This window comes from Pantoea agglomerans (assembly GCF_020149765.1).
GTDB lineage: Bacteria > Pseudomonadota > Gammaproteobacteria > Enterobacterales > Enterobacteriaceae > Pantoea > Pantoea alvi.
Window position 1 is genome coordinate 1,948,162 of record NZ_CP083809.1, and the last position, 17,322, is coordinate 1,965,483.

Consider the following 17,322-nt stretch of genomic DNA (forward strand, 5'->3'; position numbering starts at 1 on the left):
GTATCCACACAGCATAACGTTTTATTGTGAATTTTGCTGCCGTCGGCGGCGCGCCTTCAACTCTGGCCGATTACGTGCCATCATCTGCGTCAGGATTCTGTCAGGAAAAGGAATAGTGCTGCCATGCCGCGGAGTTTCCGCCGACTACTCGCTGCATTACTGGCGCTGACGCTGCTGGTGCTGGGGCTGCTGCTCACCGTTACCCAATGGCTGCCGCGACTGGCCGGCATCTGGCTGCCGGCGGACACGCGCATCGTGCTGGAAGGCGCGCCGCGCTGGCGCAACGGCGGCCTCTGGTTTCCTCAGGTGCGCTACCTGGCGGGCAACTGCGCGCTGGCGAGCGTCGAGCAGGCTTCGCTCGGCTGGCATGACCAGCGCTGGCACCTCGCCGCGCGCCAGGTGACCATCGACAGCGACTGCCTGCAGCAGCTGCCGCAAAGCGAGCAGCCTGGCACGCCGAAAAGCCTCGCGCAGTGGCAGCAGCTGTTACCCGGTGCCGATATCCAGCTCGATAACCTTACGATTGCGCCCTGGCAGCAGTATGCCGGACGCTTCGACCTCAGCCTCACCCCCGCTAAACAGACGCTGCGCTATCGCGGCGACAACCTCAATATCGACGCCAGCCTGCAGGGGCAGCAGCTCAGCGTAGAGCAGCTGACGCTGCGTCATAATGCGCTGCCGCAGCCCGTTACGCTTCATGGTCAGTTCGCGCTGCCCGAGTTCGCCAACGGGCTGCCGGTTGGCGGTCAGCTGGAGGGCGCGCTGCAATACGCCGGGGAACCGCTGCGGCTGACGCTCGACTGGCAGCAGCAGCAGGGCAAGCTTGAGCTCTACGCCACCGGCGACGGTCAGCCGCTGCTGATGCTGCCGTGGCAGGCAGACGCGCGGCAGATCCGCATCGTTAAAGGGCGCTACCGCTGGCCGACCGGCGAACAGACGCTCTCCGGCTTTCTCGATCTCAGCCTCGACAACTGGCGGCAAGGGCTGGAGGAGACGCAGATAACCGGCCGCCTCAACGTGCTGACGCAGGGGCGCGGCGGCAAAGGCAACGCGGTGCTGAATATTGGTCCAGGCAGGCTGAGCATGACCCGCAGCGCGCTGCCGCTGCGCCTTACCGGCGAAAGCAAACTGGCGGCGATGCAGCTCTACGCCGCGCTGCCGGGCGATCTCAGCGGGCCGCTGCTCGACCCGCAGCTGAGCTTCCGCCCCGGCGCGCTGCTGCGCCTGCGCGGCCGCATCCTCTCCACGCTGGAGGTGGACGAGGCGCGCTGGCCGCTGGCGGGCGTGCGCCTCGCCTCGCAGGGGATCGACGGCCGTCTGCAGGCGATACTCAAGGCGCACGATCCGAGCTTTGGCCAGTTCCGGCTCCATCTCGACGGGCGTGCGAACGACTTCTGGCCCGATAAGGGCGAGTGGAAATGGCGCTACTGGGGTGCCGGCGAGATGCTGCCGCTTAACGCCGCCTGGACTATTCAGGGCGCGGGCGGCTGGCGCGATACCCTGATCCACCTCGACAGCCTTAACGCCGGATTCGATCAGATGCAGTACGGCATGGCGCAGGTGGTGCGGCCGCGCCTGACGCTGAGCGCGCCGGTTAACTGGCAGCGCGACGCACAGCGGGCCGCCTTTAACGGCGGCTTCCGCATCGACGCGGGAGAGACGCGCTTCGATTTCGGCGGGCGGCTGCCCGCCTCCTCGCTGAGCGTTGAGGCAAAAGGTCAGGATCCCAGCCACTTTAGCTGGCGCGGATCGCTGCATGCGCAGGCGATCGGGCCGCTGCGCGTTCACGGCCGCTGGGACGGTGAGCGCCTGCGCGGCGAAGCCTGGTGGCCAACACAGTCTTTAACGGTATTTCAGCCGCTGCTTAATCCCGATCTGAAGATGAAAATCCGCGCCGGTGAGCTGCGTGCGCAGGTGGCGTTTTCCGCCGCCGCGAAAGAGGGATTTAGCGCCGGCGGCCACTGGACGGTGTCGCAGGGCAGCCTCTGGACGCCGGACAACCAGATTAACGGCGTCGACTTCTCGCTGCCGTTCCGCCTGAAAGATCAGCAGTGGCAGTTTGGCGTGCGCGGGCCGGTGCAGCTGCGCATCGGCGAAATCACCAACCAGTTCGCCATGCAGGATATTCGCGCCGATCTGCAGGGTTACTATCCCTGGAGCGAGGCGCAGCCGCTCACGCTGCAGGCGGTCAGCATGGCGCTGCTGGGGGGAGAGGTGACGCTGCCCGCGCTGCGCCTGCCGCAGCACGAGGCGGCGAAGATCGGCCTGCGCGATATCAGCCTGAGCAAGCTGGTCACCGCGCTCAAACCTAAACAGTTCGCCATGTCCGGCAGGATCAACGGCGAGCTGCCGCTGTGGGTCAACAACCCGCGCTGGCTGGTGCAGAACGGCTGGATGGCCAACAGCGGATCGCTGACCTTCCGCATGGACAAAGATATGGCCGACGCGATTACCGCGGGCAACGTCGCGGCGGGCGCGGCGATGGACTGGCTGCGCTACATGGAGATCTCCCGCTCCTGGGCGACAATCGATCTCGACAACCTCGGCAACCTCGCCATGCAGGCACAGGTGCAGGGGGTCAGTCGCTTCAGCAACCGCAAACAGACCGTGAATCTCAACTACCGCCATCAGCAGAACCTGTTTCAACTCTGGCGCAGCCTGCGTTTTGGCGATAATTTGCAATCCTGGGTGGAACAGAACGCCACTCTGCCGACCAAAAGGGATCAACAACCATGAGCCTCAGGGCGTTACTGGTGCTGGCCGTCGGGCTGCCGCTGACCGGCTGCGTGCCGCGCATCGAGGTGGCCGCGCCAAAGGAGCCGATCACCATCAATATGAATGTGAAGATCGAGCATGAAATTCATATCAAAGTGGACAAAGACGTGGAGGCGCTGCTGAAAAATCAGAGCGATCTGTTTTGATGCGCGCGCTCCGCAGGCCGCTGCTCGCCGCGCTGCTGCTGATGGGCGCGGCGCAGCCGGCGCTGGCGCTGACGCTTGATGAGGCGCGCCTTCAGGGCCGGGTCGGGGAAACCTTTAGCGGCTATATCGCCGCGCGCCAGTCGGACGCAGAGACCCTTGCGCTGGTAAAGCGCATCAACGCCGGACGCAGCCTGGAGTATCAGCGCATCGCGCAGCAAAATAATCTCACCACCGATCAGGTGGCGCGTATCGCTGGCGGAAAGCTGGTCGAGCGCGCGGGCGCGGGCGAGTACGTACGCGGCCTTAACGGCCTGTGGATGCAGAAATAAAAAAAGCCAGGCATCATGCCTGGCAAGCGAAACACAGTATGAATAATAATAATGATTAGGCAGAAACAATCTGTTTGATAGCGTTTTTCGCGTCGTCGGTCGCTTTGGTCGCGACTTCCGGGCCGTAGGCAATGCCTTCGGCGAAAACGAATTCAACGTCGGTGATGCCGATAAAGCCCAGGAAGAGCTTCACGTACGGCGTCAGCAGATCGCTCGGGGTATCTTTGTGAATGCCGCCGCGGCTGGAGAGAATGACCGCACGCTTGCCTTTCACCAGACCTTCCGGGCCCGCTTCGGTGTAGCGGAAGGTGACGCCGGCGCGAGCAACCAGGTCAAAATAGTTTTTCAGCTGGGTCGGGATGTTGAAGTTGTACATCGGTGCGGCGATGACGACTACGTCGTGCGCCTGCAGCTCTTCAATCAGCGCGTTGGAGAGATCCAGCGCTTCCTGCTGACGCGGAGAGAGCGGGGCGTCTGACGGGCGCAGCGCGCCGACCAGTTCGCCGTCCAGTACCGGAATCGGATCCGCAGCCAGGTCGCGAACGGTAACCTGATCGCCTTTGGCTTTCGCTTCTTCAGCATAGAAATCGGCCAGCTGGCTTGACTGTGAGTAACCTGCGAGGATGCTGGATTTCAGAACTAATACTTTGCTCATTGCTGTTTCCTGTTTGTTACGCGGAAGGCTTCCCGCTCAATGGGTTACACTCTACGGTCATTAACGACGCGGTAAAAGCGCAATATTTCGAGAGCTATGTTCGAATTTCTTGAATAAGCATGCCATGGAAGGCGCAGCCGGGCGTGTTAAAATGTGTTACTCTTTGCTCAATACAATTTTTAGAATCAGTCGGTTAACCCGGCTACCGGACGCTGCGATGTGCAGCGGCTCCGTCTGAGAAGGTACTCCATTACTATGTCATCACCGGTTTCCTCTCCTCTCGCGCCGCTGTGGTCGCGACTCGACAATCTGATGCTGCGCGACCGCCAGCGTCTCCAGCGCCGCCTGCGCGGCGCCGGCAAAGTCGCTAACCCCGCTGCGCTGCAGGGCATCGCTGACGAAATCAGCCAGGAGATCGCGACGGCGGAGCAGCGCGTTGCCGCCCGTACCGCCGCGACGCCAAAAATTACCTTTCCCGATAATCTGCCCGTCAGTCAGAAACAGCAGCAGATTGCCGAGGCGATCCGCGATCATCAGGTGGTAATCGTTGCCGGCGAAACCGGCTCAGGCAAAACCACCCAGCTGCCGAAAATCTGTCTGGCGCTCGGCCGCGGGGTCAAAGGGCTGATCGGCCATACCCAGCCGCGCCGTCTGGCGGCGCGTACCGTCGCCAACCGCATCGCCGACGAGCTGGAAACCTCGCTCGGCGGCTGCATCGGCTATAAAGTGCGCTTTAACGATCAGGTCAGCGACACCACCCAGGTGAAGCTGATGACCGACGGTATTCTGCTGGCGGAAATCCAGCAGGATCGTCTGCTGCTGCAGTATGACACCATCATTATCGATGAGGCGCACGAGCGCAGCCTGAATATCGATTTCCTGCTCGGCTACCTGCGCGAGTTGCTGCCGCGTCGTCCCGACCTGAAAATCATCATCACCTCGGCGACCATCGATCCGCAGCGCTTTTCACGCCACTTCCATAATGCGCCAGTGATTGAGGTCTCGGGCCGCACCTTCCCGGTGGAAGTACGCTACCGGCCGGTGGTGGAAGAGGCGGACGACAGCGAGCGCGATCAGCTGCAGGCGATCTTCGACGCGGTAGACGAGCTGAGCGACGAAGGGCGCGGCGATATTCTGATCTTTATGAGCGGCGAACGCGAAATTCGCGACACCGCCGACGCGCTGGCGAAGCGCGATCTGCCGCATACCGAAATCTTGCCCCTCTACGCGCGTTTATCGAACGCCGAGCAGAACCGGGTTTTCCAGTCCCACAGCGGACGCCGCATTGTGCTGGCCACCAACGTGGCGGAAACCTCGCTTACCGTGCCCGGCATTAAATATGTGATCGACCCCGGCACCGCGCGCATCAGCCGCTACAGCTATCGTACGAAAGTGCAGCGCCTGCCAATCGAGCCCATTTCCCAGGCCTCGGCCAACCAGCGTAAAGGGCGCTGCGGCCGCGTCTCTGACGGTATCTGTATCCGTCTCTATTCGGAAGATGACTTCCTCAGCCGCCCGGCGTTTACCGACCCGGAGATCCTGCGCACCAACCTGGCCTCGGTGATCCTGCAGATGACGGCGCTGGGGCTGGGCGATATCGCCGCGTTTCCCTTCGTCGAAGCGCCCGATAAGCGCAATATTCAGGATGGCGTGCGGCTGCTGGAGGAGCTGGGCGCGCTCACCCTGAATGAGGAGAGCGGTCACTACAAGCTGACCGCGTCGGGCCGTCAGCTGGCGCAGCTGCCGGTGGATCCGCGCCTGGCGCGCATGGTGCTGGAGGCGCAGAAGTTCGGCTGCGTGCGCGAGGTAATGATTATCGCCTCGGCACTGTCGATCCAGGATCCGCGCGAGCGGCCGGTCGAGAAACAGCAGGCTGCCGATGAGAAACATCGCCGCTTCGCCGACAAAGAGTCTGACTTCCTCGCCTTCGTTAACCTGTGGAACTACCTGAGCGAGCAGCAGAAGGCGCTGTCGGGCAATCAGTTCCGCCGCCAGTGTAAAGGGGATTACCTTAACTATCTGCGCGTGCGCGAATGGCAGGATATCTATACCCAGCTGCGCCAGGTGGTGCGAGAGCTGGGGATCCCGGTCAACAGCGAGCCGGCCGGATTCCGCGAGGTACACTGCGCGCTGCTGACCGGCCTGCTGTCGCATATCGGCATGAAAGACGCCGAGAAGCAGGAGTTTACCGGCGCGCGCAACGCGCGCTTCGCTATCTTCCCCGGCTCCGGGCTGTTTAAAAAACCGCCCAAATGGACCATGGTGGCCGAACTGGTGGAAACCAGCCGCCTGTGGGGACGCATCGCGGCGCGTGTCGATCCTGAGTGGATCGAGCCGCTGGCGCAGCACCTAATCAAACGCAGCTACAGCGAGCCGCACTGGGAAAAAGGTCAGGGCGCGGTAATGGCACAGGAGAAGGTCACGCTTTACGGCCTGCCCATCGTCGCCGCGCGCAAGGTCAACTACGGCAGCATCGATCCCACGCTGAGCCGCGAGCTGTTTATCCGTCATGCGCTGGTGGAAGGCGACTGGCAGACTCGCCACGCCTTCTTCCGCAACAACCAAAAGCTGCGCAGCGAAGTCGAAGATCTTGAACATAAATCGCGCCGCCGCGACATCCTGGTGGATGACGAAACCCTGTTCAACTTCTATGACCAGCGCGTCGGCCAGCAGGTGGTATCGGCGAAGCATTTCGACAGCTGGTGGAAGCAGGCGAGCCGCGACACCCCCGATCTGCTCAGCTTCGACAAGCAGATGCTGATCAAAGAGGGCGCGGATAAGGTCAGCCAGCTCGACTACCCCAACTTCTGGCATCAGGGCAACCTCAAGCTGAAGCTCAGCTATCAGTTTGAGCCGGGCGCGGACGCCGACGGCGTCACGGTGCATATTCCGCTGCCGCTGCTTAATCAGGTTGAGGACCAGGGCTTTGAGTGGCAGATCCCTGGCGTGCGCCGCGAGCTGATTATCGCGCTGATCAAGTCGCTGCCGAAGCCGCTGCGCCGTAATCTGGTGCCTGCACCCAATTACGCTGACGCCTTTCTGGGCCGCGTCACCGCGATGGAGATGCCGCTGCTCGACGCGCTGGCGAAAGAGTTTCGCCGCATGACCGGCGTCACGCTGGAGCGCGAAAGCTGGCAGTGGGAACAGGTGCCCGATCATCTGAAAATGACTTTCCGCGTGGTGGATGAACATAACCGCAAGCTGAAAGAGGGCAAAGATCTCAGCGCGCTGAAAGCGGAACTGAAAGAAAAGGTGCAGGAGACGCTGTCGAAGGTGGCGGATGACGGGCTGGAGCAGAACGGTCTGCATATCTGGAGCTTCGGCGATCTGCCGCGCAGCTACGAGCAGAAGCGCGGCGGCTATCAGGTCAAGGCCTGGCCAGCGCTGGTCGATGAAAAAGAGAGCGTGGCAATCCGCCTGTTCGACAGCGAACAGGAGCAGCAGAAAATGATGTGGCGCGGCCAGCGTCGCCTGCTGCTGCTCAATATTCCCTCGCCGATAAAATATCTGCATGAGAAGCTGCCGAACAAAGCCAAGCTGGGGCTCTACTTCAACCCCTACGGTAAGGTGCTGGATCTGATCGACGACTGTATCGCCTGCGGCGTCGATAAGCTGATGGCGGAAGCGGGCGGCCCGGCCTGGCAGCAGCAGAACTTTGAGCAGCTGCACGAGAAGGTGCGCGCCGAGCTGAACGATACGGTGGTGGAGATCGCTAAACAGGTTGAGCAGATCCTCACCGCCGTGTTCAACATCAACAAGCGGCTGAAAGGGCGCGTCGATATGACCATGGCGCTGGCGCTCTCCGATATCAAGGCGCAGATAGGCGGCCTGGTTTATCGCGGCTTTGTTACCGGCAACGGCTGGAAGCGCCTGGGCGACACGCTGCGCTATCTGCACGGCATTGAGCGGCGGCTGGAAAAACTGCCGGCCGATCCGCACAGCGACCGCGCGCGCATGCTGAAGGTGCAGGCGGTGGAGCAGGCCTGGCAGACGTGGCGCAACAAGCTGCCGCCGCAGCGTCAGGATGATGAAGATGTGCGCGACATCCGCTGGATGATCGAGGAGCTGCGCATCAGCTACTTTGCCCAGCAGCTTGGTACGCCCTATCCGGTTTCCGACAAGCGTATTCTGCAGACAATGGAGCAGTTCGCGGCGTAATTACCTGGCGCTCTGCTAAGCCGCAGCATAACAGGCTGCGGCTTTTTTTTGGGCCACTATCTTCTGCGCCAGTAATTTATTTACTCGCGTGATTAAAACGGAGGAAATTGTCACGCAGGCATCGACCCTGGCCGCATTTTTTGGTTAGAATCAGCGGCGGCGCCAGATGCGCGCTGGATGATTGAATTTAATTAAGGAAGATAAATATGAAAAAGTCTGTTTTAGCCACGCTTATTATGGTCTCTCTGGGAATACACGCAAACGCCTCTGCCGATCAGCAGACTGTTACCCTCGGCTATGCACAAAGTAAAGTGCAGGATTTCAAGAATATCCGCGGGATTAACCTTAAGTATCGCTATGAGTGGGATTCGCCGCTAAGCCTGATTAGCTCGCTGACCTATATGAGCGGCAGCGGCAGCTATAACCCCCAGACCGACTCGATGGATATATTCGAGAGTGATGCGAAAGTAAAATATTATTCGCTCTCGGTCGGCCCGGCGTGGCGCGTTAACCAATATATCAGCCTCTATGGCCTGCTCGGCCTTAATTATAATAAAGTCGACTACCGTGAGAGTTGGTATAACTACGAAGGGAGCTACGTATATATGGGCGACCGCTCGCTCAGCGAGAAGAAAACGTCGCTGATGTATGGCGCAGGCGTGCAGATCAATCCGGCAAAAAATCTGGCGATTGATATCGGCTATGAGGGATCGCGTCTCGACGTGGCCGACAAGGATATGTCGATTAACGGCTTTGTTCTCAACCTGGGCTACACCTTCTGACCCTGACGTTGAGCAATAAAAAAGGCGCGCTGGCAAAGCCTGCGCGCCTTTTCTTTTCTGCTGGTTTTATTGCGCCAGCGCTTCCAGCCTGTCGCGGAACGACGTGACCGCGATAGCGCGGTTATCCGCGAGGTAGCGATCTTTCGCCGCCGGTGCCGAGCTCTGCACCGCAATCAGCTGCCAGCCATTCTCGTTTTTCAACAGCAGCGGCGAGCCGCTGTCGCCCGGCAGCGTGTCGCACTGATGCGACAGCACGGCGCGCTGCGCCCAGCCGGTAATCAGGCAGTCGCTGTGGGAGTAGAGGGTATCGAGGTGATCTTCGGGATAGCCCGCCTGAGTGACTTTCCGGCCCGCCTCTTTAAGCGCGGCGGTGAGATCGCTGCGCGAACCGTCGAACAGCGGAATCGGGTTAATCGCGGAAGGGGGATTGCGCAGGATCACCAGGCCGTAGTCAAACGGCGCGGCGTCGCTGGGGACAATCCAGCCTTCGCCGTCCGCCTTCAGCTTGCGCGCCAGCGACGGCTCGACGCGCGCGTCGATATCGTGGATCTCATAGCGCCAGCCGCTGTCGCTCGCCATAAAGCGCAGCGCCACCGGCTTATCGAATTTGCCCGGCGGCGTCAGCAGGCAGTGTCCCGCCGTCAGCGCCAGATGGGCGGAGATCAGCGTAGCGGTGCAGAGATTGCCGCTTTCGGTTTCCAGCTGGCCAATGGCGTCCCAGGGCGCGGCAGTGATATCGCCGATCGCCTTGCGGTGATCTTTGCCAAAGAAAAGCATTTTGATTTCATCGGGATTCGGCGCATCGTCATCATCGTCGGCGTGGGCCAGAGTGGTGAAACAGAACAATCCAGTCAACAGCAAAATAGCCAGGCGCATAGGTCTCTCAATGGCGAGATTTAAGAAGAGGTTATTGTCATCACGCTTGCGCAATAACTATAGTCGGTGAGCGGTAAAAAAGGGAGATTTATTGGAATAATCAGCACGCTACAACGACTAAATAAAGAAGAAGGCCGCGATGACGCCGCAGAGGATCATCACCAGCAGGATAATTTCAAAACGATAGCGACGCACCATTTCCGCAACTCCAGTAACGAAACACCCGGCAGAACCGGGTGTTTTTATTAGTCAACGCTTCTTAAGGCGCAGGTGCGCAACCTTAATTATTTCGCAGCGGCTTTCTTCACGGCTTTATGGTGCTTTTTAGCAGCCTGGGCTTTCTGCGGAGCAGCCGCTTTTTTGGTTGCTTTGTGATGCTTTTTAGCAGCCTGAGCTTTCTGCGGAGCAGCGGCTTTCTTCGCTACTTTGTGATGTTTTTTTGCAGCCTGCGCTTTCTGCGCAGTCTCTGACTTAGCGGCTTTCTTGTGGTGCTTTTTAGCGGCCTGCGCTTTCTGCGCAGTCTCTTTTTTCACTGCTTTTTTGTGGTGCTTTTTAGCAGCCTGAGCTTTCTGAGCGGCTTTGTGTTTTTTGTGCGCGGTTTTGTGAACGGTTTTAGCCGGCGCAGCGGAGGTCGTGGTGCTGGTCGCAGCAGGAGCTGCAGCCGGTGCCGCGGTGGTTTCAGCAGCGAAAGCAACAGAAGAGAGACCCATAGCAGCGGCGATGACCAGTGCAAACAATTTTTTCATTGCAAATTCCTCGAGCATTTTTTTCATGTGTAGCCCACTGCGGGGCCGGTGAAATGACTATATAAAATGCGAGGGGCGGTTTCCGTGGGTGTTTGGTATCGGCGTGTAACCGATTGTACAAAGCGGGAAAAGGGCGGCCGCGAGGGCCGCACAGACTAACGATTCAGGTAGCGTTGTTCAAGATGCTGGCGGAAAAAGCGCGGATTCAGCGCTTCGCCGGTGGCGTTAATCAGCAGTTGCTCGGTCGGGAAACGGCTGCCGTGCTGCCAGATGTTCTGCTGCAGCCAGTCGAATACCGGCTGCAGTTCGCCGTGCTGCAGGCGTTCGCCTAAATCGGGCAGCGCTTTTTTCACCGCCTGGAACAGCTGCGCCGCATACATGGCGCCGAGCGTATAGGTGGGGAAGTAGCCGAAGGCGCCGTCGGTCCAGTGAATATCCTGCATGCAGCCGTCGCGGTAGTTGCCGCGCGTATCCAGCCCTAAAGAGTGCATCATCTTCTCATCCCACAGCGCCGGGATATCCTCGACCTCAATCTCGCCTTCAATCAGCGCGCGCTCAATCTCGAAACGCAGAATAACGTGCGCCGGATAGCTCAGCTCATCGGCGTCGACGCGGATCAGGCCGGGCCTGACGCGCTGCGTCAGGCGCACAAAGTTTTCCGCGTTCAGCGCCGGCTGCGCGCCGAGCTTGTCGCACACCTGCGGCAGAATACGCTGCAGGAACTCGCGGCTGCGGCCCAGCTGCATCTCCATAAACAGGCTTTGCGACTCGTGGATGGCGGTCGAGCGCGCCAGCCCCACCGGCTGATCGCGCCACTGCTGCGGCAGGCCTTGCTCGTAGCGCGCATGGCCAGTCTCATGGATCACGCCCATCAGCGCGCTGAGAAACTCATCCTGGTTATAGCGCGTGGTGATACGTACATCGTCCGGCACGCCGCCGCAGAAGGGATGGGCGCTGACGTCAAGACGACCGTGGCGAAAATCGAAGCCCAGGGTCGCCATCACGCTGAGGCCGAGCTGGCGCTGCGCTTCGACAGCGAACGGCCCCTGCGGCAGTTCGACGCGCTCCTGCGCCTGCTTCTCCACCACGCGCTGCAGCAGATCGGGCAGCCAGCTTTTCAGCTCGCCGAAGGTGGCGTCCAGCTTCGCGCTGGTCATACCCGGCTCGTAGAGATCGAGCAGGGCGTCGTAGCGCGAGGTGCCGTTCGCGTCCGCGCGCAGCTGCGCCTCTTCGCGGCTCAGGCGCACCACCTCTTTCAGGTTGGCGGCAAAGCCCTGCCAGTCATTTGCCGGACGCTGTTCGCGCCACGCGTGCTCGCAGCGCGAACCGGCCAGCGATTTCGCCTCTACCAGCGAGGCGGGCAGCAGCGACGCCTGCTGCCATGCGCGCTGCATCTCGCGCAGGTTGGCGCGTTCGACGTCGTTAAGGTCGGCCTGTTCGGCCTCCTGAATTAGCTCGCCGACGCGGGGATCGGTCAGGATGCTATGGCGCAGCACGCCCATCTCCGCCAGCGCTTCGCCGCGCGCCTGGCTGCCGCCGGACGGCATCATGGTCTGCATGTCCCAGCCCGCGACCGCCATCAGGTGGCCGAAACGGGAGAGCCGCTGGAAAGTGGCACTAAGTTGTTGATAAGCAGTAGTCACCAGAAACTCCTTGTGAAGGTTTATCGCGCCGAAGGGTCACGCAAAGGTAGATCAACCGGCCAGCAAAAGCGAACGCTGGCGCCGCCAAGCGGGCTGCCCTCTATGCTGACCTGGCCGCCAAGCGCCTGCGCGATAGAGTGAACAATAGCGAGCCCAAGGCCGCAGCCGCCGGTGGCGCGGTCGCGGCTCGGATCGAGGCGAACAAAGGGCTCGAAGACGCGCTCGCGCTCCTCGGCCGGAATGCCTGGGCCGTCATCTTCCACCTGCAGACAGCCCCGCGCGCCGTCGAACCACAGGCTGACGCGCAGCCGATGGCTGGCGTAGCGCAGCGCGTTGTTGACCAGGTTGTCCAGCACGCGCTCCATCAGGCGCGTGTCGGAGACGCCGTGGTTCTCGCGCTGCGGCAGGTCGAGATCGATCTGCATCTGCGGGTTGAGGTCGCGCACGTCGTTGATGTGCTCACGCAGCCAGTGCGCCAGGTCGAGCGAGGTGAGGTTGAGATCGACGCGCGGGCGATCGAGGCGCGCATAGGTCAGCAGCTCTTCAATCAAACTCTCCAGCTGGCCGATATCGCGGTTGATGGCGGCGGACTCGCCGGCGGTAAGGTTATCGCTCATCTCCAGCCGGTAGCGCAGGCGCACCAGCGGCGTACGTAGCTCGTGGGCGATGCCGTCGATCAGCTGCTTCTTGCTCGCCACCAGCGTATTGATATTCTCCGCCATCTGGTTAAAGGCGACCCCCAGGCGAAACAGGCTGGAGGTGTTGTCGAAGTGGGTGCGGACATCCAGCTCGCCGCGGCCAAAGCGCTGCGCCGCAATCTCCAGGCGCTGCATCTCTTTCCAGTGCGGTCGCATCCAGATAAAGACCGGCAGCGCCAGCGACATGCCGATAAACACCAGCAGCGCGATATCCAGCAGCCGCATCTGATGCAGGTAAAAAAGGTAGGGGATCGGGCCGACGGAGAGGACGTAATGGCTGCGCGGAATATGCTGCAAAAAGGTGTACTGATCGTCCAGCGCGACGATCTCGCCGGCGCGCAGCCGACGCATATCGGGCTCGTCGAGCTGATATTTGCTCATCGGCTCAATATGCAGGTCGAACGACAGGCCGAGATCGAGGCTCTTTATCGTTTTATTCCAGTCGCGCGGCGGGATTTCGCGCAGTTCGCTGCGGATCAGATAGAGCGAGCTTGCCATCAGATCGTTCATCGACTGTCTGCCGGCGCGCTCGGCGGTGAATTTGTAGACCAGGCCGACCAGCAGCGCCATCACCAGGAAGCAGACGAAGAGCAGCAGATAGAACTGGATAAACAGTTTTCTCATGCCTGCGTATCCCACGCCTGCGGAGCGAACAGATAGCCCTTGTTGCGGATGGTTTTAATGCGGAAAGGCTCGGTGGCGCTGTCGTGCAGCTTTTTACGCAGGCGGGAAATCGCCACGTCGATGCTGCGATCCATGCCGTCGTAGCTGACGCCGCGCAGGGTTTTCAGCAGCGCGTCGCGATTCAGGATCTGTCCGGCGTGCGTGGCCAGCTCCCACAGCAGATCGAAGTCGGCGGTGGAGAGCACGATCTGCTCGCTGAACAGCGTCACTTCGCGATTGAGCGCATCGATGGTGAGCGAGCCAAAGCGCAGCAGCTTCTGTTTTTGCGCCGTGGCGGGGGCGGGCGCATCGTCGCCCTGGCCCTGCTGCGCCTGACGCAGATGCAGCCGTAGCCGCGCCAGCAGCACCGCGGGTGGGGTGGTTTTCAAAATATAGTCCTGCGCGCCCATCTCCAGCGCCAGAATATGGTTCATGTCGCTGTCGAGCGAGGTCAGCAGCACAATCGGGCCCTGCCACTGGCTGCGCAGATCGCGGCACAGCGTCATGCCGTCTTTGCCAGGCAGCATGATATCCAGCATAACGAGATCCGGCTGTTCGGCCGCAATAACGGCTTCGGCGCGGTCGCCGCGCGTCTCGACAATCACCTCGATATCGTGGCGGCCAAGGTAGGCTGCAATCAGCGAACCCACTTCCGGTTCGTCTTCAACAAAAACGATTTTATTCATAATCCACTGCGACAAATAAGCCTGGCGAGCAGCATAGCTTTTCCCGGTCCTGAGCACTATGCCACCGCACGAAATATCCCTGCGTGACTGGTATCTGCACGGCAAAATGTGCCATCATTACAGCGCATTTAAGCAAGGTTCTGAACCATAATGAAAAACAGAGGGAGAGAGAGGGTGTCTGATAAAGAGCTGGCTTCAGCCGTATACAGTGACCGCATCTGCCTAAACTACAGTGATTTTCTCTCCGCCTCCTGCAAAAAGCGCTGGAGTTTCGTTGACGCTATCTACGGCGTAATGCCCATTTTCGGCATGGTGACGCGTAAATCCTCGGCTCGCAGTGTACAGGCGAGCGATGAGCATCTGAAAGAATTAGCATTACAAATCATTTCGACCCAGGTCAGCGACGAAATCAATATTGCCCGCCTGATCACCCTTGCCGAACAGCAGCACATCAGCCGTTTCGATATCCAGCTGCCTTATCCGCTCTCCGCGCAGCAGCTGGACGCGATCCATCAGGAATACCGCAAGCCGCTCAGCCTCACACAGCAGGACGACCTGCTGTGCGTGGCGATCCCCGGTCAGCCGCACTAAACCAGCAGCTGCCACATCGCGGGCAGCGACGCCGCCATCAGTAAGCCAATAGCCACGCGCTCCAGCTGGGTCAGCGAGACGTCACCGCGTCCGCCGCGCCGGGCGAAGAGAAACAGCAGCAGACCTGGCGCATAAAGCACCACCGACATCAGCAGATGCAGCGGCCCGGAGGCGTAGAGCAGCCAGAGTCCGTAGAGGCTGGCGCCGATCCCTACCGCCAGCGCCAGCGGCTGCGCCTTGCCGCGCGTCAGCTTCACCAGGTAGAGGCCTACCAGCAGATAAGGCACCAGGATCATTTCTGAGGCGATGGTCAGCAGCGTGTTGTAGTCGGCGTGGGTCAGGGCGATCAGGATCAGGCAGATCTGCACGCTGCCGTTGGTCAACCACAGCGAGGCGGCAGGCGCGCCGCGCGGGTTCTGACGCGCAATGCTGCGCGGGAAGGCGCCCTGCTGCGCGGCGATCAACGGCACTTCCGCCGCCATAATAGTCCAGCTCAGGTAGGCGCCGCACACCGATACGATCAGGCCAGCGGCAATGACTGCGTCGCCCCAGTGACCCATCAGGCGCGTCATCAGACCGGCCATGGAGGGGTTGCGCATCTGCGCCAGCTCGGCGCGCGGCACGATGCCGAGCGACAGCAGCGTCACCAGCAGATAGACCAGCAGCGCCGCCAGCACCGCCAGCAGGGTGGCGCGGCCAACATCCTTTTTATGGCGCGCGCGGGCGGAAACCACCACCGCGCCTTCCACGCCGATAAATACCCACAGGGTAATCAGCATGGTCTGCTTTACCTGCTCCCACAGCGGCTTACCGAGCGTCAGGCCGGAAAAGTCGAACTGGAACCGATCGTAACTGAAGGCCGCTACCGCCAGCACCACGAACAGCAGCAGCGGCACCAGCTTACCGAGCGTCGCCAGCAAATTGATGCCAGCGGCGGTCTGCACGCCGCGCAGCACCAGGAAGTGCACCATCCACAGCAGCAGCGACGCGCCAAGCATCGCCTGCCAGGTATTGCCGTCGCCGAATATTACGCGGTCAGGCGTGTCGGTAAAAAAGCTGAGCGCGGAGAAGACGATCACCAGATAGGAGACGTTGGCGATCACGGCGCACAGCCAGTAGCCCCAGGCGGAGCAGAAGCCGAGCAGTTCGCCGAAGCCGGCGCGCGCATAGGTAAAGATACCGCCGTCGAGATCCGGCTTCAGCCGGGTTAACAGCAGCATCGCCAGCGACAGAAACAGGATGCCGACGCCGGTAATCAGCCAGCCGATCAGCAGGGCGGCCGGACCCGCCACCGCCGCCATATTCTGCGGCAAACTGAACACGCCCGCGCCGAGCATTGAGCTGAGCACCAGCGCGGTTAGCGCGCTGAGACCTAATTTTTTCTCCAAAATACCCTTCCCGCTAGCATAAGTGGCTGGATTATGTTCTGAGCAACGAATTTAACCGCGCTGTTTTGCTTTTACATGACGGATTCACCTAAAAGCAGGGCGCAGATTCTACGGAGTGCGAAAAGGGATGGCAATGCGTGGTTATGCAAAATTGTGAAGGGATAATGCAAACAGCAGGGCGGCGGGCGCCGCCCTGAAGCAAATTACTTGAAGAGGTCGGCGGTGACGGTGAGGTTGCCGCCGCTCTGGTTCTGCCACTGACGGGTCACGTGGTAGAACTTCGCCCCTTTGTCCGCAGCGCGTTTCGCCACTTCTTCCGAGATTTCGGTCGGCGTGCCGAAGTGGCCGGTAAAGGTTACGGTGTCAAACGGCTGCATCTGCGCGGCAGTGATGGCGTTGACTTCCTGAATCGACTTGCCGTTGGAAAGTTTCACGGTGTAGCGCTGACCGGTAGAGCTCTGGGTTTCGAAGAAACGGCCGACGCTGTTGCTCGGTGTTTCTGAAGAGGCGACGCCCGGGATCTCCACGCGCTTCGCCGCTTCGCCGCCGGCCGCCAGCGCCGCTTTGCCCGCCTCGGAATCCGCCGGGATCAGGTTCGGGCTCTGCACCTTACGCTCTTTCGCGTCGGCCTTATAGACATAGGCGGTTACATACTGATTGCCGCCGTTGTTGGCGTCCACCTGGCGCACGATAAAGAACGAGGCAGCGCCTTTCTCTTTCGCCGCTTTACTGATGGCGTCGTTAACGTCGGGCTGGCTGGCGAAGAAGCCGCTGACGCTCACGGTGTCGAACGGCTCCAGGCGGAAGGCTTCCGCTTTCGGCAGCTCTTTCACGCCATTCATCACGCGGTAGGTGGTGGTGTTGCTCGCTTTTGGCGCGTCCGCTTTATAGAGATCGGCCGTCACGCGCCAGTTGCCGCTGTTGCCGTTGCTGTCGTTGATGCCCTGAATGTAGTAAGAGGCGGCACCCAGCTCATCCGCACGTTTCGACACGGCGTCAGCCGCATCGTTAATCGCGTTAAAGCGGCCGGTGACGTTAATACGTTCGAATGGTTTCAGCTCGGCCGCTTTTTCCGGGGTCAGCTCCTGCGCGGCGAATGCGTTGCCCGCGAGCAGGGATAACAAGGTTGACGCCAGAATGGTGTTCTTCAGCTTCATAAAAATGATCCTTCGCCTTACGCAAAATG

14 protein-coding genes are annotated in these 17,322 nt (G+C 60.6%); 6 read left to right on the plus strand and 8 right to left on the minus strand.

The window, feature by feature from the left end:
- The first annotated feature begins 123 nt into the window (after positions 1-123).
- Genes LB453_RS11925 through LB453_RS11935 form a run of 3 tightly spaced genes read left to right on the plus strand, consistent with a single transcriptional unit; the run spans position 124 to position 3,250 of the window.
- Positions 124-2,736 carry a YdbH family protein gene (locus tag LB453_RS11925; RefSeq protein ID WP_103795849.1) on the plus strand — a complete coding sequence of 871 codons (2,613 nt, stop codon included), beginning with the start codon at positions 124-126 and terminating at the stop codon, positions 2,734-2,736.
- A complete protein-coding gene (locus LB453_RS11930; protein ID WP_033747068.1) occupies positions 2,733-2,921 on the plus strand; it encodes a YnbE family lipoprotein in 189 nt (62 codons plus the stop codon). Before LB453_RS11925 ends, LB453_RS11930 begins: the two co-directional genes overlap by 4 nt.
- Positions 2,921-3,250 (plus strand): YdbL family protein, encoded by a 330-nt coding sequence (locus LB453_RS11935; RefSeq protein WP_103795848.1) that lies wholly within the window; start codon positions 2,921-2,923, stop codon positions 3,248-3,250. The genes LB453_RS11930 and LB453_RS11935 overlap by 1 nt, the downstream gene beginning before the upstream one ends.
- 55 nt (positions 3,251-3,305) lie before the next feature.
- On the opposite strand, the gene LB453_RS11940 is transcribed toward LB453_RS11935, so the two are convergent.
- Entirely contained in the window at positions 3,306-3,905 is a 600-nt protein-coding gene (locus LB453_RS11940) for an FMN-dependent NADH-azoreductase (RefSeq protein WP_103795847.1), read from the minus strand.
- Positions 3,906-4,160: 255 nt separating this feature from the next.
- Between LB453_RS11940 and hrpA the strand changes: the two genes are divergently transcribed.
- Complete coding sequence (hrpA, locus tag LB453_RS11945; protein WP_224481749.1) at positions 4,161-8,063, plus strand: ATP-dependent RNA helicase HrpA; 3,903 nt, start codon at positions 4,161-4,163, stop codon at positions 8,061-8,063.
- Positions 8,064-8,269: 206 nt separating this feature from the next.
- Positions 8,270-8,845 carry an Ail/Lom family outer membrane beta-barrel protein gene (locus LB453_RS11950; protein ID WP_103795845.1) on the plus strand — a complete coding sequence of 192 codons (576 nt, stop codon included), beginning with the start codon at positions 8,270-8,272 and terminating at the stop codon, positions 8,843-8,845.
- Positions 8,846-8,911: 66 nt separating this feature from the next.
- Here the strand turns inward: LB453_RS11950 and LB453_RS11955 are convergent, their stop codons facing one another.
- The 5 genes from LB453_RS11955 to rstA all read right to left on the minus strand — a co-directional run bounded on the left by LB453_RS11955 (position 8,912) and on the right by rstA (position 14,157).
- Complete coding sequence (locus tag LB453_RS11955; protein WP_103795844.1) at positions 8,912-9,721, minus strand: trypsin-like serine peptidase; 810 nt, start codon at positions 9,719-9,721, stop codon at positions 8,912-8,914.
- Positions 9,722-10,005: 284 nt separating this feature from the next.
- The gene (gene asr, locus LB453_RS11960) at positions 10,006-10,467 is read right to left on the minus strand and encodes an acid resistance repetitive basic protein Asr (RefSeq protein ID WP_103795900.1); all 462 of its coding nucleotides are present in this window, start codon (positions 10,465-10,467) and stop codon (positions 10,006-10,008) included.
- 155 nt (positions 10,468-10,622) lie between these two features.
- Positions 10,623-12,110 carry a carboxypeptidase M32 gene (locus LB453_RS11965; protein WP_103795843.1) on the minus strand — a complete coding sequence of 496 codons (1,488 nt, stop codon included), beginning with the start codon at positions 12,108-12,110 and terminating at the stop codon, positions 10,623-10,625.
- 20 nt (positions 12,111-12,130) lie between these two features.
- Positions 12,131-13,432, minus strand: a complete 1,302-nt coding sequence (gene rstB / locus LB453_RS11970; protein WP_103795842.1) for a two-component system sensor histidine kinase RstB — start codon at positions 13,430-13,432, stop codon at positions 12,131-12,133.
- On the minus strand, positions 13,429-14,157 hold the full coding sequence (gene rstA, locus LB453_RS11975; protein WP_103795841.1) for a two-component system response regulator RstA: 729 nt from the start codon (positions 14,155-14,157) through the stop codon (positions 13,429-13,431). Before rstA ends, rstB begins: the two co-directional genes overlap by 4 nt.
- 174 nt (positions 14,158-14,331) lie before the next feature.
- Here rstA and LB453_RS11980 point away from each other — a divergent pair, with 174 nt between their 5' ends.
- Positions 14,332-14,748 carry a hypothetical protein gene (locus tag LB453_RS11980; protein ID WP_103795840.1) on the plus strand — a complete coding sequence of 139 codons (417 nt, stop codon included), beginning with the start codon at positions 14,332-14,334 and terminating at the stop codon, positions 14,746-14,748.
- Here the strand turns inward: LB453_RS11980 and LB453_RS11985 are convergent.
- Positions 14,745-16,136 (minus strand): basic amino acid/polyamine antiporter, encoded by a 1,392-nt coding sequence (locus tag LB453_RS11985; RefSeq protein WP_103795839.1) that lies wholly within the window; start codon positions 16,134-16,136, stop codon positions 14,745-14,747. The two genes, LB453_RS11980 and LB453_RS11985, sit on opposite strands and share 4 nt — an antisense overlap.
- A 203-nt stretch (positions 16,137-16,339) precedes the next feature.
- Positions 16,340-17,293: a DUF1471 family protein YdgH gene (gene ydgH, locus LB453_RS11990; RefSeq protein WP_103795838.1), complete on the minus strand. Its 954-nt coding sequence runs from the start codon at positions 17,291-17,293 to the stop codon at positions 16,340-16,342.
- Between the last annotated feature and the right edge of the window lie 29 nt (positions 17,294-17,322).

What these genes read in the sequence shown, in the direction of transcription:
- rstB (WP_103795842.1), bottom strand. Translation starts at nt 13,432, where the DNA reads ATGAGAAAACTGTTTATCCAGTTCTATCTGCTGCTCTTCGTCTGCTTC.
- ydgH (WP_103795838.1), bottom strand. Translation starts at nt 17,293, where the DNA reads ATGAAGCTGAAGAACACCATTCTGGCGTCAACCTTGTTATCCCTGCTC.
- LB453_RS11935 (WP_103795848.1), top strand. Translation starts at nt 2,921, where the DNA reads ATGCGCGCGCTCCGCAGGCCGCTGCTCGCCGCGCTGCTGCTGATGGGC.
- hrpA (WP_224481749.1), top strand. Translation starts at nt 4,161, where the DNA reads ATGTCATCACCGGTTTCCTCTCCTCTCGCGCCGCTGTGGTCGCGACTC.
- LB453_RS11950 (WP_103795845.1), top strand. Translation starts at nt 8,270, where the DNA reads ATGAAAAAGTCTGTTTTAGCCACGCTTATTATGGTCTCTCTGGGAATA.
- LB453_RS11955 (WP_103795844.1), bottom strand. Translation starts at nt 9,721, where the DNA reads ATGCGCCTGGCTATTTTGCTGTTGACTGGATTGTTCTGTTTCACCACT.
- rstA (WP_103795841.1), bottom strand. Translation starts at nt 14,157, where the DNA reads ATGAATAAAATCGTTTTTGTTGAAGACGAACCGGAAGTGGGTTCGCTG.
- asr (WP_103795900.1), bottom strand. Translation starts at nt 10,467, where the DNA reads ATGAAAAAATTGTTTGCACTGGTCATCGCCGCTGCTATGGGTCTCTCT.
- LB453_RS11930 (WP_033747068.1), top strand. Translation starts at nt 2,733, where the DNA reads ATGAGCCTCAGGGCGTTACTGGTGCTGGCCGTCGGGCTGCCGCTGACC.
- LB453_RS11925 (WP_103795849.1), top strand. Translation starts at nt 124, where the DNA reads ATGCCGCGGAGTTTCCGCCGACTACTCGCTGCATTACTGGCGCTGACG.
- LB453_RS11940 (WP_103795847.1), bottom strand. Translation starts at nt 3,905, where the DNA reads ATGAGCAAAGTATTAGTTCTGAAATCCAGCATCCTCGCAGGTTACTCA.